The 16,833-nt window shown below is 68.1% G+C and carries 27 protein-coding genes; 7 read left to right on the top strand and 20 right to left on the bottom strand.

Annotated features, from left to right (window positions below; translation table 11 throughout):
* Positions 1-134: 134 nt before the first annotated feature.
* Positions 135-425: a winged helix-turn-helix domain-containing protein gene (locus tag E6P78_RS01640; protein ID WP_008749506.1), complete on the top strand. Its 291-nt coding sequence runs from the start codon at positions 135-137 to the stop codon at positions 423-425.
* Between the two features lie 183 nt (positions 426-608).
* Here the strand turns inward: E6P78_RS01640 and E6P78_RS01635 are convergent, their stop codons facing one another.
* The 12 genes from E6P78_RS01635 to E6P78_RS01580 all read right to left on the bottom strand — a co-directional run bounded on the left by E6P78_RS01635 (position 609) and on the right by E6P78_RS01580 (position 8,890).
* Positions 609-980 (bottom strand): hypothetical protein, encoded by a 372-nt coding sequence (locus E6P78_RS01635; protein WP_008747589.1) that lies wholly within the window; start codon positions 978-980, stop codon positions 609-611.
* A gap of 67 nt (positions 981-1,047) precedes the next feature.
* Positions 1,048-1,479, bottom strand: coding sequence for a hypothetical protein (locus tag E6P78_RS01630; RefSeq protein ID WP_009062506.1), 432 nt, complete (start codon positions 1,477-1,479; stop codon positions 1,048-1,050).
* On the bottom strand, positions 1,476-1,769 hold the full coding sequence (locus E6P78_RS01625; protein ID WP_008747591.1) for a hypothetical protein: 294 nt from the start codon (positions 1,767-1,769) through the stop codon (positions 1,476-1,478). Before E6P78_RS01625 ends, E6P78_RS01630 begins: the two co-directional genes overlap by 4 nt.
* Positions 1,770-1,932: 163 nt before the next feature.
* Positions 1,933-2,157, bottom strand: coding sequence for a hypothetical protein (locus E6P78_RS01620; protein WP_009062510.1), 225 nt, complete (start codon positions 2,155-2,157; stop codon positions 1,933-1,935).
* 88 nt (positions 2,158-2,245) lie between these two features.
* Entirely contained in the window at positions 2,246-3,094 is an 849-nt protein-coding gene (locus tag E6P78_RS01615; protein WP_008749503.1) for a helix-turn-helix transcriptional regulator, read from the bottom strand.
* 6 nt (positions 3,095-3,100) lie between these two features.
* Entirely contained in the window at positions 3,101-3,616 is a 516-nt protein-coding gene (locus E6P78_RS01610) for a DUF6879 family protein (RefSeq protein WP_008749502.1), read from the bottom strand.
* Positions 3,617-3,620: 4 nt separating this feature from the next.
* A complete protein-coding gene (locus E6P78_RS01605; RefSeq protein ID WP_008749501.1) occupies positions 3,621-3,863 on the bottom strand; it encodes a hypothetical protein in 243 nt (80 codons plus the stop codon).
* A 172-nt stretch (positions 3,864-4,035) separates the two neighbouring features.
* The gene (locus E6P78_RS01600) at positions 4,036-4,539 is read right to left on the bottom strand and encodes a phage terminase small subunit P27 family (protein ID WP_234010825.1); all 504 of its coding nucleotides are present in this window, start codon (positions 4,537-4,539) and stop codon (positions 4,036-4,038) included.
* Between the two features lie 142 nt (positions 4,540-4,681).
* Complete coding sequence (locus E6P78_RS01595) at positions 4,682-5,176, bottom strand: hypothetical protein (RefSeq protein WP_009062516.1); 495 nt, start codon at positions 5,174-5,176, stop codon at positions 4,682-4,684.
* 2 nt (positions 5,177-5,178) lie between these two features.
* On the bottom strand, positions 5,179-5,415 hold the full coding sequence (locus E6P78_RS01590) for a hypothetical protein (RefSeq protein WP_240799000.1): 237 nt from the start codon (positions 5,413-5,415) through the stop codon (positions 5,179-5,181).
* A gap of 760 nt (positions 5,416-6,175) precedes the next feature.
* Positions 6,176-7,915, bottom strand: coding sequence for a recombinase family protein (locus E6P78_RS01585; protein ID WP_136201775.1), 1,740 nt, complete (start codon positions 7,913-7,915; stop codon positions 6,176-6,178).
* Between the two features lie 285 nt (positions 7,916-8,200).
* Positions 8,201-8,890, bottom strand: a complete 690-nt coding sequence (locus tag E6P78_RS01580) for a hypothetical protein (RefSeq protein ID WP_206307688.1) — start codon at positions 8,888-8,890, stop codon at positions 8,201-8,203.
* Between the two features lie 404 nt (positions 8,891-9,294).
* On the opposite strand from E6P78_RS01580, the gene E6P78_RS01575 reads away from it, so the two are divergent.
* The gene (locus E6P78_RS01575; protein WP_240798999.1) at positions 9,295-9,624 is read left to right on the top strand and encodes a hypothetical protein; all 330 of its coding nucleotides are present in this window, start codon (positions 9,295-9,297) and stop codon (positions 9,622-9,624) included.
* A gap of 100 nt (positions 9,625-9,724) precedes the next feature.
* Here E6P78_RS01575 and E6P78_RS01570 read toward each other — a convergent pair whose 3' ends face one another.
* The 3 genes from E6P78_RS01570 to E6P78_RS01565 are packed head-to-tail and all read right to left on the bottom strand — an operon-like array spanning position 9,725 to position 10,460.
* Entirely contained in the window at positions 9,725-10,027 is a 303-nt protein-coding gene (locus E6P78_RS01570; protein WP_136201674.1) for a hypothetical protein, read from the bottom strand.
* A complete protein-coding gene (locus E6P78_RS32615; protein ID WP_168712529.1) occupies positions 10,024-10,191 on the bottom strand; it encodes a hypothetical protein in 168 nt (55 codons plus the stop codon). Before E6P78_RS32615 ends, E6P78_RS01570 begins: the two co-directional genes overlap by 4 nt.
* Positions 10,188-10,460, bottom strand: coding sequence for a hypothetical protein (locus E6P78_RS01565; RefSeq protein WP_136201673.1), 273 nt, complete (start codon positions 10,458-10,460; stop codon positions 10,188-10,190). Before E6P78_RS01565 ends, E6P78_RS32615 begins: the two co-directional genes overlap by 4 nt.
* Positions 10,461-10,565: 105 nt before the next feature.
* Here E6P78_RS01565 and E6P78_RS01560 point away from each other — a divergent pair, with 105 nt between their 5' ends.
* From E6P78_RS01560 to E6P78_RS01545, 4 genes are read left to right on the top strand one after another with little or no spacing between them, the layout of a single operon-like run.
* A complete protein-coding gene (locus E6P78_RS01560) occupies positions 10,566-11,402 on the top strand; it encodes a helix-turn-helix transcriptional regulator (RefSeq protein ID WP_136201672.1) in 837 nt (278 codons plus the stop codon).
* On the top strand, positions 11,399-11,608 hold the full coding sequence (locus E6P78_RS01555) for a DUF397 domain-containing protein (protein ID WP_136201671.1): 210 nt from the start codon (positions 11,399-11,401) through the stop codon (positions 11,606-11,608). The genes E6P78_RS01560 and E6P78_RS01555 overlap by 4 nt, the downstream gene beginning before the upstream one ends.
* Positions 11,609-11,630: 22 nt before the next feature.
* The gene (locus E6P78_RS01550) at positions 11,631-11,843 is read left to right on the top strand and encodes a DUF397 domain-containing protein (RefSeq protein WP_136201670.1); all 213 of its coding nucleotides are present in this window, start codon (positions 11,631-11,633) and stop codon (positions 11,841-11,843) included.
* 22 nt (positions 11,844-11,865) lie between these two features.
* Entirely contained in the window at positions 11,866-12,078 is a 213-nt protein-coding gene (locus tag E6P78_RS01545; RefSeq protein ID WP_136201669.1) for a DUF397 domain-containing protein, read from the top strand.
* 11 nt (positions 12,079-12,089) lie between these two features.
* Here E6P78_RS01545 and E6P78_RS01540 read toward each other — a convergent pair whose 3' ends face one another.
* Both E6P78_RS01540 and E6P78_RS01535 read right to left on the bottom strand, forming a co-directional pair.
* Positions 12,090-12,398 (bottom strand): MarR family transcriptional regulator, encoded by a 309-nt coding sequence (locus E6P78_RS01540; RefSeq protein ID WP_136201668.1) that lies wholly within the window; start codon positions 12,396-12,398, stop codon positions 12,090-12,092.
* A gap of 173 nt (positions 12,399-12,571) precedes the next feature.
* Positions 12,572-13,105, bottom strand: coding sequence for a hypothetical protein (locus tag E6P78_RS01535; RefSeq protein ID WP_136201667.1), 534 nt, complete (start codon positions 13,103-13,105; stop codon positions 12,572-12,574).
* A 132-nt stretch (positions 13,106-13,237) separates the two neighbouring features.
* On the opposite strand from E6P78_RS01535, the gene E6P78_RS01530 reads away from it, so the two are divergent.
* Positions 13,238-14,044: an HAD family hydrolase gene (locus E6P78_RS01530; RefSeq protein WP_136201666.1), complete on the top strand. Its 807-nt coding sequence runs from the start codon at positions 13,238-13,240 to the stop codon at positions 14,042-14,044.
* Between the two features lie 3 nt (positions 14,045-14,047).
* On the opposite strand, the gene E6P78_RS01525 is transcribed toward E6P78_RS01530, so the two are convergent.
* The 3 genes from E6P78_RS01525 to E6P78_RS01515 form a co-directional block, all read right to left on the bottom strand.
* A complete protein-coding gene (locus E6P78_RS01525) occupies positions 14,048-14,653 on the bottom strand; it encodes a TetR/AcrR family transcriptional regulator (RefSeq protein ID WP_136201665.1) in 606 nt (201 codons plus the stop codon).
* Positions 14,654-14,942: 289 nt separating this feature from the next.
* On the bottom strand, positions 14,943-15,824 hold the full coding sequence (locus E6P78_RS01520; protein ID WP_136201664.1) for an ABC transporter permease: 882 nt from the start codon (positions 15,822-15,824) through the stop codon (positions 14,943-14,945).
* A gap of 16 nt (positions 15,825-15,840) precedes the next feature.
* On the bottom strand, positions 15,841-16,794 hold the full coding sequence (locus tag E6P78_RS01515; RefSeq protein WP_136201663.1) for an ABC transporter ATP-binding protein: 954 nt from the start codon (positions 16,792-16,794) through the stop codon (positions 15,841-15,843).
* Between the last annotated feature and the right edge of the window lie 39 nt (positions 16,795-16,833).

Genomic DNA, 16,833 nt, shown 5'->3' with positions numbered 1-16,833 from the left:
TAGGACCGGTTCGCCGGGGCGTCTTTCTTTCCCGAGCATAAGCCTTAACGTCAACACACGTCAGCACTTGTAAAGGCACGTAAATGGACATGGCCTGATGTGCTCGCTTGTCCCGGGGCCGATAGCGTTTCCGTATGGACTACGGCCCGGATGACCTGGTGGAGCGCGACGCTCCCGAGCCCCCGTTTCAGCAGCTCGCTGGCATCCTTCGCGCACGGCTCGCGCGGGGCGACTGGAAGCCCCGTCGGCCTATCCCGTCTGAGTCGCGCTTGTGCGATGAGTACGGGCTGTCACGCCCCACGGTGCGCCGTGCCGTCGCAGAACTGGTCGCGGCGGAACTGGTCTTCACCGTGCCTCAGCGCGGTACCTACGTGGCCGAGCCGACACGCGGCGACGACGGCCAGGACGACGCTCCGGACGCATGAGAGCCCCGCGCGGCAGTCTCGGGGGAGGGACCGCCAAGCGGGGCTCTCGCGGGTCACGAAGGTGCGGGCGGGAACCGCACCCCGGACGCCGTGACCCGTGCTGTCAGCCCCACGTCACGCGGGGGCCGACGACCACCCGCCCGGCGGAGAGAGAACACGCCGGATGGGTGGGGCTTGAGAGCGCTACAAGTGAGTGGTGCCGGAGGTCGCGGGCGGGGTGTCGCTCTCGAACGGGCACCGGCCCGGGTGTCCCTCGTACAGCGGGCACGCCTGCCCCTCCGGGTTGATCACCCGACAGTCGGGAATCTGCCGGACCCGGTACGGGGGGATGCGGTCCGTCCAGACGACCCAGACGGCCCCGGTGTGCGGGCCGTCCAACTCGCGGACGAGCGCCCAGTGTTCTTCGTCGTCGGGGTGGTCTTCGATGGCGCAGGAAACTACCTCCTCCACCTCCTTGCCGGGCCAGACGACGACGGACAGGGCGAGTTCGGCGACGCGGGGCGGGATCGGGGTTTCGGCCCCGCAGACACGGACCGGAGCGCTTACGGCGGGCATCGTGCAATCCCTTCGGAGTTGCCCCGTCCCGGCTCCCCGTGGGGGAACACGAAGCCGGGACGGGGGTCTAGGCGTAGGCCACGGGGCGGGCCGGCGCGGTACGGCGGAAGGGCGGGGCGGCGGGGACGGGCACCAGGGACCGGGCGGTCAGTTCGAACCAGCACCCCGACCACCGGTCGGTCACCCGCAGCACCAGCGGGAAGCCGTTGACGAGCTGGTCCAACGCGTCGTCCTGGTGCACGGAGGAGACCACCCACGCCCGAAGTTCGGCGGGGGCGTCCGGCAGCGCTTCGGGGGCGTCAGGGAGGCGGACGAGCCCCCCGTTCCCCAGCCACCACGTCCCCGGGTGCGGGTCCAAGCCGTCAGCGATCCGGAGCGCCTGCCCACGGAGGCGGACGAGCGCCACCCGAGCGCTTCGCGTCGTCGTCCCGCCGAGCTGGAAGCCCCGCGACGCGTCCCCGCCCCTCACCGCGACGACGTACCGGTGTTCGCCGCTCATGCCGCCCCCTCCGGCTCGGGGTGGCCCCCGAACAGTTCCGGGGTGGTGGCGACGTAGGGCAGCTCGGGGGCGTAGGCGTACGACCGGTGGTCGGGGTTCTCGGCGGCGTGGCGAAGTGCCCAATCTTCGGCGGACGCGCCGTCTTCGGTGCGCGCGGACTCGGCTCCGCACACGTTCCCGGCTTCGTCCTCACTGGTGCACCGGTACAGGTGCGTGACGGGGGCGGCGTCGGGCTCGCGGTCGGGCTTGACGGTCCAGGAGACGAAGCGGAACAGACTGCGGGTGCTCATGCGGCACGCTCCGGACAGCCGGTCTCCGCGCGATGAATCGACGCGATGCCGTCGAACTTGCGCGCCGCTTCCGCGTCGCCCCGAGCGGCGGCGGCGTTCTCCTGTCCGGCGAGGTACACACACCGGGGGCAGTTGACGGGCGGGGGAACCGGGGGTGTCCAGCTCACGGGGACACCGCCGTTCGTCCGGCGCGCTGCCGCTCGGCGGTCTCCCGTTCCGCCGGGGTCGGCTCGCGCACGTCGTCGGGCTCGGCCTCCCACTCACACCCGCCACGCACGGGGCGGAGCATGTAGCGGGGGCCGCCCTTGCCCATGAACACGCCGAGCTTGCCGTTCGCGTCCACCAGCAGCGTGCCCGGCTCGGGCGGTTCGGTGTGGTGCTTGCTCACAAGCTGCCCCCTTTCGCGGTGCGATGGGGGACACGCTAGGAACGGCGATGTGCCGATAGACAGCCGATTCTATGTGATTGCACGCGGATCACCTGAGCGAATCCCGAGCACTGACGATCAAGGAGCGGGCCTGTGTTCCGTAGACGGAGAGACCGGAAAGTGCGGCGAAGGTGTCGGCGTAAGTCTTGATCTCACTTGGCTGCGTCAGCGTCAGGAACCCGGAAACCAACTCCACGTTCACTTGCCCACTATCGAAGATCCAGAACCCCTCGACGGGCATCCGAACCCGATTCAGGCGAGCGGGGATGATGCCGATGCTGATATTCGGGACAGAAACCAGCGTGAGCAAGTGATCCAATTGTTCGATCTGGTTCTCTGTACCCCCGAGCGCATTTCGCAGCACGCATTCCTCGACAATGAATGCGAAAGTGCGGTGTCCATCGCGGAGGACCTTCTGTCTTTCCATGCGCGAGGCCACAGCGTCGGCAACGTCGTCAACCTCGACACGGCGTCGCTGTACGGCACGCAAAACATCTTCGGTATATCCAAGAGTTTGCAGAAGTCCCGGAAAGAGTCCAGGGGAATATGACCGAAAACGATGCGTTCTCTCGTAGAGCGGAACGCGCGAGTCTTGCACCCTGCGCAGCCCTGTGCGTTCCATGCGGCTCCACGAAAGCCACATCCCTTCCACGGCGCGCAGGGAGGCAACCAAGTCACTTGTTTGGCCCTCAGCGTTGCAGGCTCGACACCAAGTGCGGATGTCTTCTTCGCTCGGTTGGGTCTTGCCGGTGCAGATTCGAGAAACCTTGGAAGGATGCCATCCGCAAAGGGCTGCCAATCCCTTTCCGTCAAGACCGGCGTCTCTAACAATTTCTCGGAGCCTGTCAGCGAGAACCTGCCGAGCCTGCTGAACGCTGGAGGAGGACGACTGTGCCATTATCAATCAGGTCAGCTTGTAGTCCTCGTGTGGCGTGGCCCGGCGCCATACTTCACGAAATGCCACAGCGGCCATCGCCACGACATCATGATCCCGACACCATTCCCTGTCCACTACTTCTCCGGTGCCGGAGAAGTAGGTGAAGAGCACCGACTCTTCATCGAACATCCAGAAGTCGGTACCGGGAAGTGGGATATCGGCAGCCAGACGTCTTGGAAGCCAGCGGATCAACTCCCCAGCCGCGATATTCGGGAAACTGACGTGGTGCTCGTAGCGGATGTACTCGGTTACGGGTTCCGAGACGATCCGCGCTCGCTGCATGACGACCCCTCGGGAGGTCACTTCCTGGACCACATCCAGAAAAGGACGCCACCATGTGGACCTTTCGGCGTTGGGGTCCAGACGCTTCCCGCGCTGCCAAGCGACGAACTCAGGGTCGCCAGGTAGATAGGAATCCCGCATCTCCAGATGGACTACCGAAGTCCGAGCGGTGGAGAGCCCTTCAAGTACTGGGTTCTTCATTTCCCTACTCGTTGTCGAGAGCTGGCAAGTACTGCCGCATGACCTTGGGCAGTCGAAGAATTACCTCGTGGTCCGGCACGTCCGTGCCGTGACCGGGGATCGACCCAACCTCCTTACATGCCTTTACCTCTTCCTCGCTCGCCCGGTACGACTGAATCAGCAGGTCCCCGCTGTCCTCGTCGAGCCAGATGGTGGGCGAATCCGTGTCGGGAGAGTTCGGAATGATCCCGAGGAAACGCAAGCGCATGACTACCCCCTGTGTCGACCTGATTGCAGATGATTGCTCGATCGTTGCCCAGTCAAGGGGGGTCGTCAAGACCGCCCGCAAGCCGCGTCGGGGCCACTGACGCAAAAGAGCCCCCCGTGCTGCCTGCCCCACGCGGGACGGGCGGCACGGGGGGCTTGTAGGTGCGTAGGGGTCAATCCCAAAGGTCGCTGTCGTCGTCGGCCGGCTCGGGGGCCGCGAGGCCGGTACGAGCACTGGGGGAGAGCCCAAGTTCACGGATGTAGCGGGCGACTTGAACCCGGTACTGCCCTGCGATAGTGGCGGCGCCGTTCTTCTGCCACCCGCGCTCTCCTCGGAGCATCAACCCGTGCTCGGACAACTCCCGCTCGCACTGGTCGATGCGGGCCACGGCGACGCAGTAGTCCTTGACCAACGAGGCGTCGACGTCTCCGAGCCCGACCGTCAGGGCGAGTACCGGAACGACGCGCCGCCACTCGGCCGAAGCAACCGACCGACAGCGGGCGTTGACCGTTTCCTGTTCCGGGCTCTCAACCGTGCGGAACGTCTCCTGCCAGTCGGGTTCGATCATTTTGGCGGGCGGCACGGCCACGGTGTCCGGCGCTGCCCGCTTTCCCGGGTTTCCCTCTCGGACGATTTGAAGTGCTGGTTTCTTGCGCCACGGGTCGGCCAAGGTCACTCCCTTTCGCTATGCGGGCGGCGTTTGCGGGCCCGCGCAAATGGCTTTAGTTGCGGCGCGAGCTTCGGCCCTCCCTGCCGTGCAGGATCGGGGAGGGCGAGGGGCACCCCCCTGGGTGCCCACGAAAAAATGGAGACGGGCGCTACTCAGCGGAAATGAAATCCCTTCGCGCGGTTCGCATCTCTTCGCCGAATTTGTCGGCAGACTCATACGCCTTCTTTTCCAGGTGTTCCAGAAGGTCATCTGCGAATCGGTTATCGGTCCATCGCTGATCAGGGACCGTGCACACCTGTCCCAAGTTTCGCTGCGCGGCGCGGGCTTCGGAAAGAATGTATTCGCGCTTGTGTCGGGCGGAACGGTATTCCACGTAGGCTGCGAACCAGGGTTCACCGGAAAGCGCTTCGAAGAAGCGTTCCCGTGCGGCATGTGCCGACTCGGTCATTTCCTGCAAGCGATCCTTGTAGGTGGCGGCAACCCGGGTGTCATAGTTTTCCGCCCGGTGGGCCCGGCGGTCCTCTTCGGCGCGCTCGGCCTTTTCGAGCTGTGCTAGCGCATCATCGAGCGGGGCGGACAGCTTGTCCGCCTGTGCTCGCAGCTTGGCAACGCGCTCGGCAGCCTTCTGGATGTCGTTGTTCATGCTCAGTTCCCCTCGTCAACATTGCGGCCATGAGCTGCCGCATTCTTCTTGTCGGCCTCGTAGTGACCGAGGGCAATGTGTGCGACCGCGCCGAGATGGCCGTACAGGTCGGGCTGTGTGTCGCGCAGATTGGCGAGCTTCTCCAACCGCTCATCACGGTTCCACGCTGCGGCGCGCAGCCTCTCTCGGTCGACTCGTCCGCTCACGCGATCCGCATTCCAAAGGTGCTTACTCGTCATCGTCATTCCTTCCCTTTCGGATGTGTGCCGGCCGTCCTCGCGGCAATGCGCTTCCGGTAGTCGGCTTGCCTGCACTTCGACGAACAGAATCGCCTAGGTCGCCCCCTGCCGCCCCATCCCGTGGGGCCCGCACAATGGGTGCACCGTGCTGCCGTGCGGGCTTCTCTGGCGTCCTCTGCGGCTTCTGCGATGTCTTCCTGTGCGTTGATGCAGTCGTATCCCGCTTCGTCGTAGGCGCAATATTTCTGCCAGCGATTCAGGGGCTCGAAGAGTTGCCCACACAGCGGACACGACTTCTCGGCCGGGTGGGGGCGGGTTCTGGCGCGGTGTGCGGCTTGTCGGCATCTTCCGGAGCAGTAGCGTTCCTGGCGTCCGGAGAGAGGTCCGCCGCATTGGTCGCAGCGCGCGGAGTGCGCGGCGGGTGCGTAGTAGCCCATGTTCAGTGCTCACCGGGCAGGCGGGGTGATGAATTGCTGTGATGAGTCACGCTCTCTGTTTTTCCTTAGATTTTTTCTATGCATTCTATTTATTGTTACGCGTCACCAAAATAAGTAACTCTGTCTCTTGGGGGCGCGGTTTCATCCGCTGTGCTCCTACGGGCGTGCGGCTCGTAAGGCGGCAGCGCGAAGCCCCGGCCGTCCTCGTGGGCGTCCGGGGCTCCGGGGCGTCTGCATCTGCCGCGCAGCGCCGTTTGTTGGTGGGATCTTTCGTCTTCCTACTCGCTGTAGGGAGCGGAAAGATCCCGGCATCGTGACGGGCGCTACGCGGCGACCAGTTCGCGCACGGGCTCGGGCTCGGCGAGACGAGCGGCGGAACCGGGGGCGGGGTGGTCTCCGCGCTCAACGGACGCCACGTCTTCGGCTGCCGTGGTCACGGTCTCGGCGGCAGGATCGAACGCGCCGTTCACCGTGAACGACACCCGCCGTACGTCGAGCTTGCGCCACCCCCCACGCGTGCCGCGCGTGACCTCCAGGCGTGCCCCCGCTTCGATGAGCAGCGCGCGCCGACCGGCGGTGTCCGATGCCGCCCACTCGTCCGCGATGGTGCGCCCTGTGAGGGTCACGATGCGCTGTTCGGGACGGGCTTCCCGGGTCTCCAGGTCGGCAATGCGCGCGTCGAGTGCGTCCGCCCGTCGCTGCCACTCTGCGGCGGCGTGCTTGGACTTCTGACGCCCCTTCTGTTCCTGGTGCTCGGCGTACTCGGCCACGGTGGCGCGCAACTCGGGCTCGGGGTCGTACCCGGGGATGGTCACGACGTGCGTTGTCTGGACGGAGCCGACCAGCCGCAGGAACTCGGCGCTCACGTAGTCGTCGGTCCAGTCCGCGCGGACGTTGGCGGGCTGTTCGCACAGTTCGCCCCGCGCGTGGCTGTTGCACTTGTAGAACGGGTTCCGGCCCTCTTGCTGGCTCTTGTACATCCGGTGCCCGCAGTGGGCGCAGTGGACCACCCGCAGCAACAGCGCATCCGTGTCATTGCGAACGCTGTTGTTGATGGACCGTTCGTCCAGTACGGCCCCGATGCGGTCGAATTCCTCGCGGGTCATGATCGGCTCGGCAGTGCTCATGATCGGGTTGCCCTGGTCGTCGCGGACGGGCTTGCCGTTGTGCATCTTCCAGCCGAGCAGCGTCGGGTTACGGAGCATCCGGGTAATGACCGCCGGGTTCCAGGACCAGCGTTCGCGGGTCACACCCTTTTCGCCCTTAGCCCCACCGGTCTTGCCGCCCGTCTTCCGCTTCATCTTCAACGCCCAGTGATCACGCGGGGAGGGAATCCCGTCGGCGTTGAGACCCGCAGCGATCATGGAGGCGGTAACGCCGCCCAACAGTTCCTTCACGATGCGCTCAATGACCTTGACCGCATCGGGGTCCGGGACGAGCGTCCAGCCCTTGCCCCCGTGCTCGTCGGGCATCTCGGCGGGCATGTAGCCGTAAGGCGGCTTGCCGCCCCCGCGCCACCGGAGGGTCATCCGGCGGATTGCCGCCATCGCGCCGGTAACGCGGTCCTTGATGCTCTGCGACTCCACCTGAGCGGCGAACGCAAGCATCATCATCATGAGTTCGCTGGTGGGGTCCATCGGGTTGCGGAAGTCGAAGACGAGCCGACCCCCGCCGATGCCCTCAGCGAAGACGAGCATCTTCCGGTGCTGCTTCGCCCACTTCGCAAGCTCGTGCATGTGGCCCATCGACCGGATGGCACGGTCAAAGCGCCACCAGACAAGGGCGTCGTACTCGTCGGGCCGGTTGAGCCACCCGCCAAGCTCGGGCCGCTCGAAGGGCCCGAACGCGCTCGCGCTCACGTCAAGGTCTACGGCTTCCCGAAGCTGGTCGCCCGACCCAAAGTCGATGTTGAGTGCCGCTGCGGCGATGTCTCCGGCTTCGCGCTGCCGCTCGGGCGAAGTGGTCTCGTCGGTGAGCACGGACAGACGGACACACCGCACACCCCGAAGGGTCTCGGTGTAGACCGTCCCCGCGAGGGGGTTCCGGGTGCTGGCAGTCGTCATGCCCGCTGTAGGGAGCGGGGGGATATCGCTGTTCGACTCCGTACCGGGCTTGACCAGGACCGATGCAACCATGACGACACTCCAGAACTGCTAGTTCCGTGTGTCGGGAGACCCGGAGGGCAACGAGTTCTGCGTGCAGTAGACGCGGGCGGGAGCGGCGGACAGCCCTGCGGGAGACCACCTATACGGTCAAGCCGGGACCGAAGTAGCGGGGCGTCCGGAACAGGCCTGCGAACGTCCCTGGGGCCGTGCCGCTCGTCCAGCCACGTTCCCAGCGCCATCACGTCACCGCTGACGGTGGCGACGAGAAGGCGCGTGTGGCACTCGCTCTCCTCCCCCGGGGGCGAACTCCAGGAAGCGCGAGTACCGGCGGTTGACACCTCTGCCGTAGTCGCTGAGCGCGGCCGCGTATCGCATCTGCTCCTCGCCTTCCGCCAGGTCCACCACGCACGCGGCTTCCCCGCCGGCCAACGTGCCCGTCACGTCCCGCAACGTGAGCGAACCAAGAACGTCCGAAGGTTCCGTCACGCCGAACCGTTCCGTCGTCCGCCGGGTGATGGCCCGTGCCTCTCTGTCGCACGCTCCCTCCATGACGATGCCCAGAGTCCCTGTGTGCCCGGTTCCGCGCTGGCCGGCGGCCGAGTAGGACTGTCCGCTTGGACGGCGGAAGTTGATGCCGTACTGAGTGCGGACGGGTACCCCTGCCACTTCCACGTGACGCCGACGCGATCCGTAGTGACGGCAGTCATGGGCGTACGCGCGCAACAGATCGAGCAGGGCCAGCGCGGGGCGCTCCGGACTCCGGCGTTCCAAGGGCCCGTACATGGTGATGACGGCCATCATCTGGAGATGCCGGTATCCCTGGTCCGGGTGGTGGAATCCGCCGAACGCGCCGGTGCGCAGGGAGTCGCAACCGACCAACACGCGGTCGAGCGGCAGCATCTTCACCAGCCCGTATCCGGCGTAACGGCGCATGGCCTCTTCGACGCCGGCATGGAAGAGCGTGGTGTCGATTCCGCCCGCCGCCCATCGGCTGAGCAGTTCCGAGAGGGGGCGGAATCGCCCAGCAACTCGGCCGCCGCGGACACGACCTCAAATCACGCTCAGTTCTCATGCGCAACGCTACGTCAGCGCATGCGGGTGTGGCCTACTGATCCCATAGCCGCTTCAGGGGGCGGCATGGGGGGGGAAGGGTGCCAAGTTGACGACCAAAATGGGCCATTGGATCTCCGTGGGTACTCCGTCGAAGAAGACCGTTACCAGCTACACGCCCATGAAGGTCGGCTGGTACCTGTCGGAAAGCTGATCGCACCGCACCTCGCGCGCCCTTCCATCGCTCTCGCCGCAGCGGCCATGGCCGGAGCCCTGGCCCTGACCGGATGCAGCGGCGAGGAGAAGCCCGCATCGGCCGCTCCGCCCGCCTCACCAACCGGGTATCCCAGTCCGTCGCGTCCAGAAAGGGAAATGCCGAACTCCCCCTGGCCAAGGAAATCGGCAACGGAACCCCCGCCATCCAGGTCAACTGCCAGGGCAACGGAACCCTCGACGTGGCCCTCAAGCCAGTGGGGCTCTCCTTCCCGCTGAAGTGCGTCAACGGGGAAGTGAGCAGCAGCTACGACGAGATTCGGCTGAAGAGAGCCCGGAGCGAGGGGAGCGTGCAGATATCGGCGCCCTCGACTGTCTCCTGGTCGCTCACCGTCGAACAGTGACGCCGGGGATCACGGTAGTCATACGCCGTCGGCCGTGATCCGAGGCCGTCTCAACGCGGCCTCAGCACTGCGTGACGGCCCGCCGGCCCCCGGCGGGCCGTCACGGTCGTACGTGTCCACGCCGACGCGAACACGTAACCCGCAGCAACTCGGCCGCCGCCGCCTCGGTCGCGTGCGCCTCTGCTTCGCGTACGGCGTCGCGCTCGGCGATCGCCGCGTCCAGCCGGGCCCGGAACACCGCCCGGTTCGCCGGGTCAGTTTCGAGGCGCCGGAGTTCGGTGAACAGAGCGGGGTTCGGGGCCGGTTGGCGCGTGAGTGCCCATGTCAGCCGGGGGAACCGGGCGCGTAGCCGGACCTCCGCCGCCCCTGCGGCCAGTACGAGCCGCAGCCGCCACTGCCTCACGGCTGCGGCTCCCCGTGCTCCGCGGCCACGTGGCGTCGGCGCAGCACCCGGCAGTCGGTCTCCCTGCTCCCGTCCCGTTCGCTCCGGGCGACGGCTTCTTCGAGGTCGAACTCCTGGCACGTACGGCAAGGGGTGGCGGGCTGAGGGCCCTCCTGGTCGCTCATGCCACCTCACCCCGGCTCCGGGCGTTCTCCCGCGCGGTCCTGGCCCCGAGCCGCTCGGCGGGCGTGGCCGCCCGCGTGTGCTCGGGCAGCACCTCCCACTCGGCTCCACCCTTTGCGGGCCGGAGCATCCAGTAGGGGCCGGCGACCCCTCGGAACTCCCCGACCCGGACCCGGTCCGCCCGGCTGATGTCCGCGACGAGCGTGCCGGGGGCGGGGATTCGGACTTGCGGGGCGCCCGGTCCGGGCGGTGGACCATTCTCTGCGAACATGACCGTTCCTCTCCGTAGTCATTCCACTACCAAGCGGACTCAGCGTGTCCTAGAGTCAATAACCGTTCAACGTGTCAGTTGCGAACGAAAGGTCGGTGACAGCCCTTGAACCGCAAGGAGTTAGAGCCCGACAGCAGCCCTCAGGCCGCCTTCGGCGCGCGTATCCGCAGCATGCGGGAGGCCCGGGGATGGAAGCAGGAGGACTTGGCCGAACGTACGGGCTACTCCAGCACGCACATCTCGGCCGTGGAAACTGGGCGCAAGATGCCAACCCTCCGTTTCGCGCGCCAAGCTGACAGAGCGTTCGGCACCGAAGGAACCGCTGACACGTTCGAGCACCAGTGGCGGGAGATCCGGCACGGTTCGCTCCTGGAGGGGTTTCCTCAGTACGTAGGACACGAAGGCCGGGCGGTCGAACTCCGCCTGTACGAGATCGGGATCATCCCGGGGCTGCTGCAAACTCCGGAGTACGCACGGGTGCTGGCCGACAGCGCAGTGCGACGCGGGGCGATTGCACCGGAGCAAGCAGACGAGCGCGTCGCGTTCCTGGCAGGACGGCAGGCGGCTCTCGTACGGCCCAAGCCGCCCATGCTGTTCGTCATCATGGACGAGAGCTGCATCCGCCGCCCTGTCGGCGGTGCGGCCGTCATGGACGCCCAGCTGGCACGGCTGATCGAGTTCGCCGAGCTGCCGAACACCCAACTCCAGATCGCCCCGTACGAGATAGGGGAACGGCGGACGTTCGACCTGCCCGTCAATCTCCTGACTCTTCCGGATCGGTCCGTCGTCTGCTATGCCGAATCCCAGACTCAAGGCCATCTCGACCGGGAAAGTACGTCGGTGCTACCCGTGCTGACGGCATACCATCAGCTACAGGCCGAAGCGCTGTCCCAAAAGGCGTCCGTGGCCATGATCAGGCAATTGCGAAAGGGCACATCGTGACGACCGAATCCCCCCGCTGGCACACCTCCTCGTACAGCAACAACGGCGGCAACTGCGTCCAGGTCGCCACCAACCTCGCCGCCACCACCGGCCTGGTCCCCGTCCGCGACAGCAAGAACCCGACCGGACCGGCCCTGGACCTGCACGCCCACGCCTTCGCCACCTTCGTGGACGACGTCAAGCGCGGCGGGTTCGACACCATCTGACCGCCGTACCGAAGGGAAGCCCGTGACGACGACCGAATCCCCCCGCTGGTACACGTCCTCGTACAGCGACAACGGCGGCCAGTGCGTCCAGATCGCCACCAACCTCGCCGCCACCACCGGCCTGGTCCCCGTCCGCGACAGCAAGAACCCCACCGGACCGGCCCTGGACCTGCACGCCCACGCCTTCACCACCTTCGTGGACGACGTCAAGCGCGGCGGGTTCGACACCATCTGACCCCCGTACCGAAGGGAAGCCCGTGACGACGACCGAATCCCCCCGCTGGCACACCTCCTCGTACAGCGACAACGGCGGCAACTGCGTCCAGGTCGCCACCAACCTCGCCGCCACCACCGGCCTGGTCCCCGTCCGCGACTCCAAGAACCCCACCGGCCCCGCCCTGGGCCTCCACGCCCACGCCTTCACCACCTTCGTGGACGGCATCAAGCGCGGCGGGTTCGACACCGTCTGACCCCGCCCTCCTCACCCCACCCCGCTGATCCGCCGCAGCATGTCCAGGAACTGGGCCCGCTCGTCCGGCGACAGCGGGGCCAGGAGTTGGACGTTGGCCGGCTCGCCAGCTTCCGTGCACTCCTCCAGGCGGCGGCCGTCCTCCGTCAGGCTCACCGCGTTCTTGCGGCGGTCCTTGGGGTCCGGGGCGCGGACGATCAAGGCCGCCGACTGGAGGTCGTTGAGGACTCCGACCAGGTCCTTCGGGTCCAGGGCGACCGCTCGGCCCAAGTCGGCGTGGGCGACCGGGTCCGGGGCGGCGCCCGCCGCCAGGACCACCAGCCCGCGCGGTACGCGGGGTGGACCGCCGGGCTGTGGGCGCGCTACGGGGAGGGCAGCCTACGGCCCTGCGTCCACGCCGCCCTTCCACTGGACCGACGCCGCGCACGCTCACACGGCGATCGAAGGGCGGGCCGACCGGGGCAAGGTCGTCCTGACCGTCTCGTGACGCCGTCCTACCTCTCGCCCGCGTGCTCCTTCAGGAACGCACCCGCATGGGCGGCCGCCTCCTCCTTCGTCGCGAACGAGCGCTCAGCCTCGCCGGCCTCGCTGCGGGTCCCGTCAGCGCCCCGACCCTTCCAGCACCAGCCGCCCGGCGTCCCCTCCCAACTCAACTCGGCGCGGCCGCCGAACAGGTCCAGCGTGCTCGCCTCCCGCTTCCCCACGACGGCGTCCGGCCACTTCTTGCGCGCGCCCTGCCGCGTGATCCCCCACGCGGCCCCCAGCCGCTCATAGCTCGCGCCGTAGGCGCCGGCCGTCCGCGCGGCTATCGCCGTCAGCCGCTTGACCTCCTCGTCCACCACCTTCCAGGCGCCGAGCACGGACAGCGACACGTCCACCGGGTCCGCAGCCCACATCCGGTCGGGCGGCAGCCCGGTCGCGCGGGCGTGCACGGATGCGGCCAGTGGATCGAGCGCGTCGAGCAGGGCCTTGGCCAGCTCCACCCGCTCCGGCTCCGGTTTCACTTCCGAGGTTTCCGGTGTCTGCATGCTGGTAACTATAGTTGTCATGAAGGCATTCGGCAACCTTAGTTGTCACATCGATTCGGCGCCCCTACAGGACGTCCCCACCCCGCCACAACTCCGGCCGGGCTCCGGCAGCCACCGCCTACGCTGGCTGCCATGCCCATCCCACCCGCATATGCCCTCCTCGCCACCGACCTGGACGGCACCCTGCTGCGCGGCGACGACACCGTCAGCCCCCGCACCCGCGCCGCGCTCCGCCTGGCCGGCGCCGCCGGGGCGCGGCATCTGGTGGTCACCGGGCGGCCCGTGCCCGGCGTGCGGGAGCTGCTGGCCGGGCTCGGCTATCAGGGGCTCGCCGTCTGCGGGCAGGGGACTCAGGTGTACGACGCCGGGGCCGGGCGTACCGTCCGGTCCGTCACGCTCGACCGGGAAGCGGCCGACGCGGCGCTCGGGAAGATCGAGGCGCAGGTGGGGCAGGTCTTCGCGGCCGTCGATCAGGACGGGGCACATGGGCGGACCCTGGTCGAGCCCGGGTACCGGATGCCGCACGCCACGCTGCCCTCCCAGCGCACCCGGCACCGGGACGAGCTGTGGGCGGAGCCCGTCGTCAAGGTGCTCATCCGGCACCCGGAGCTCACCGACGAGGCGCTGGCCGCCGAGGCGCGGGCGGTCGTCGGGGACCTCGCCACCGTGACGCACTCCGGGCCCGGGACCGTCGAGTTGCAGCCGTACGGGGTGGACAAGGGCGTCGGGATCGCGCTGGCGGCCGAGGAGTTGGGGGTGGACCCGGGCACGGCGATCGCCTTCGGGGACATGCCCAACGACCTGCCGATGTTCCGCAGCTGCGGGTACGGGGTCGCCATGGGCAACGCCCATCCCGAGCTGCGCGCGGCGGCCGACGAGGTGACCCTGTCCAACGAGGACGACGGGATAGCGGTCGTCCTTGAGCGGGTCTTCGGCTGACCCTCAGCGGGTGGCTACCGCCCCCAGCGAGCGCAGTACGTGGTCCACCAGCTTCCCCACCGCCTCCGCGTCCTGCATGGGCTTGCGCAGCACGTGGCGGTAGTAGACCGGGCCGTACAGCATCTCCACCGCGAGGTGGAGGTCGGCGTCCGGGGGGATCTGGCCCTGTTCCTGGGCGCTGCGCAGTCGGCCGACCGCTTCCTCGAAGCGGGGTTCGATGAGTTGGGTGCGTACTGTTTCGGCCAGCTCGTCGTCGTGGTGGACCTCGGAGAGTATGCCCGCGTACGCGGGGCCGAAGGGGGGTACGGCGAGGATGTCGACCGCGCCCGTGATGTGGGTGCGCAGGTCCTTCGCGATGTCGCCGGTGTCGGTGAAGGGGGTGGCCGTGACCAGCCTCTCCGTGAACGCTTCCAGCAGCACGGCGCTCTTCGACGGCCACCAGCGGTAGATCGTCTTCTTGCTGACGCCCGCCCGGGCCGCGATCGCCTCGATGGTGACCCGGCCGTACCCCTTCTCCGTACACAGGTCGAGGGCGGCTTCCAGGGTCGCCCTGTGCGAGCTCTCGCTCCGGCGCAGTGAACGCGGCGATGAACTCGGCGATGTGTTCATTCGGTGAGCATAGGCCTGTTCGAGCCAATCCTTGTTGACAGTCCGTCGCCAAAAAACGAACAATGCTCAGGCGGAAACGGAACGTGCCGTGTCGGTTCGTTCTCTCGTTTTTCGCACCGTTCGTGCCGTTCGTGCCGCGACGAGCCGATCGGGGGACGGCTCGCCGGCCGACGGTGCGGCTGTCGCTTCCGTATCAGGTCGCTCCCGCATCAGGTCGCTCCCGCATCAGGTCGCTCCCGCATCAGGTCGCTCCCGCATCAGGTCGCTCCCGTGCCAGGTCGCTTCCGTATCAAGCGGTGATGTCCTTCGCCGTGAAGCGGGCCCAGGCCGCCGAGCCGAACACCGCCGCGTACAGCGCCTGGAGCCCCAGGTTCTTCAGTGCCTCGTCCCAGTAGACGGGGTCGCGCAGCAGGTCCGCGAAGGACAGCCAGTAGTGCGGGAACAGGTAGGGGTGGACCCCGCTCAGCTGGGGGATGGTGTCCACGATCTGTACGGTGATCAGCACCCCGACCGTCGCCGCCATGGCCGCGATCCCGCTGTTGGTGAGGGTCGAGACGAACAGGCCGAGTGCCGCGAAACCGGTGAGGGACGCGGCCACGAACACCGCGACGAGCCCGGCCCGTAGCAGCCCCTCACCGAAGCCGATCGTGGTCCCGGAGATCGTGGTGACCTCGCCCACGGGGAACAGCAGCGCGCCCACGGCCAGGGCGGAGGCGGCCACGACGAGCGTGGCGACCAGGCAGAAGCCCAGCGTGGCGGCGTATTTGGCGAGCAGCAGTCTCGTCCGGCCGGCCGGGGCGACCAGCAGGTAGCGCAGCGTGCCCGCGTTGGCCTCGCCCGCCACGGCGTCGCCCGCGATGACGCCGACCGCCATGGGCAGGAAGACGGGGAGGGTCGCGGCGAGGGAGGCGAAGACCAGGAAGAGGCCGTTGTTGGTCACCTGGGAGAGGAACGCCGGGCCGCCCTCGCCACCTCCCGGACCGGCCGATGAGCCGTCGGCCGTCTCGATGCGTACCGCGATCCCGATCAGTACGGGGACGGCGGCCAGCACGCCGAGCAGGGCGAGCGTGCGCCAGCGGCGCAGGGTGGTGGTCAGTTCGGAGCGGAGGATGCCGAACGTCCACAGGGGGTTGCGGACGGCTCCGACGCGGGTGGTTTCAGCCGACGACATTTCAGCGTGCGACATTTCAGCCTGCGACATCGAATCCTTCTCCCGTCAGGGCCACGAACGCGTCCTCCAGCGAGGCCCGTTCGACGCCGAATGCTCGCACCCGGACGCCTTCCCGCACCAATGCCGCGGTGAGGTCCGCGAGTTCGACCGCGGCCGGCGGGGCGTCCGCCCGTACCCGGTCGCCGTCCAGCGTGATGCCGGTGAGCCCGTGCTCCTTCAGTACGCGGGCGGCGTCGGCCGGGTCCGGGGTGGTGACGGCGAGACGGCCGCCGGTGCCGGAGGCGAGGCCGGCGACGGGGCCCTGGGTGAGGAGCCGGCCCCGGGCCATCACCGCCGCGTGCGTGCAGACCTGCTCGATCTCGTCGAGGAGGTGCGAGGAGAGGAAGACGGTCGTGCCATCGGCCGCCAGCTCCCGGACCAGGGCTCGGATCTCGCGCATGCCCTGCGGGTCCAGGCCGTTGGTCGGCTCGTCCAGGACGAGCAGCCGGCGGGGCCGGAGCAGGGCGGCGGCGAGGCCGAGGCGCTGCTTCATGCCCAGCGAGTACGCGCGGGCCTTCTTGCCGGCCGCCGGGGCGAGCCCGACCCGTTCCAGGGCGTCGCCGACGCGGGCGGTGCGGGTGCGCGGGTCGGCGGTGGGGTCGGCCCGGTCGTAGCGCACGAGGTTGTCCCGGCCGCTGAGGAACCCGTACAGCGCGGGGCCCTCGATCAGCGCGCCGACCTGCGGGAGCACCGTGCGCGACGCGTCCGGCATGGGGCGGCCCAGGACGCTCGCGGTGCCGGAGGTCGGGGCGATCAGGCCCATGAGCATCCGGATGGTGGTGGTCTTGCCCGAGCCGTTGGGCCCGAGGAAGCCGAAGACGCTGCCGCCGGGGACGGTGAGGTCGAGGCCGTCCACGGCGAGCTGACCGCCCCGGTAGCGCTTGGTCAGCCCGCGCGTCTCGATCACGGGCGCGGTCTCGGGCCTTGTCATGTCTGCTCCCCACTATCGCGCCGGCCCCGCCGCGCAACG

It is taken from the genome of Streptomyces sp. A0958 (assembly GCF_004795035.1).
Taxonomy (GTDB): Bacteria; Actinomycetota; Actinomycetes; order Streptomycetales; family Streptomycetaceae; genus Streptomyces.
This window is presented reverse-complemented; position numbering and strand designations above follow the sequence as displayed.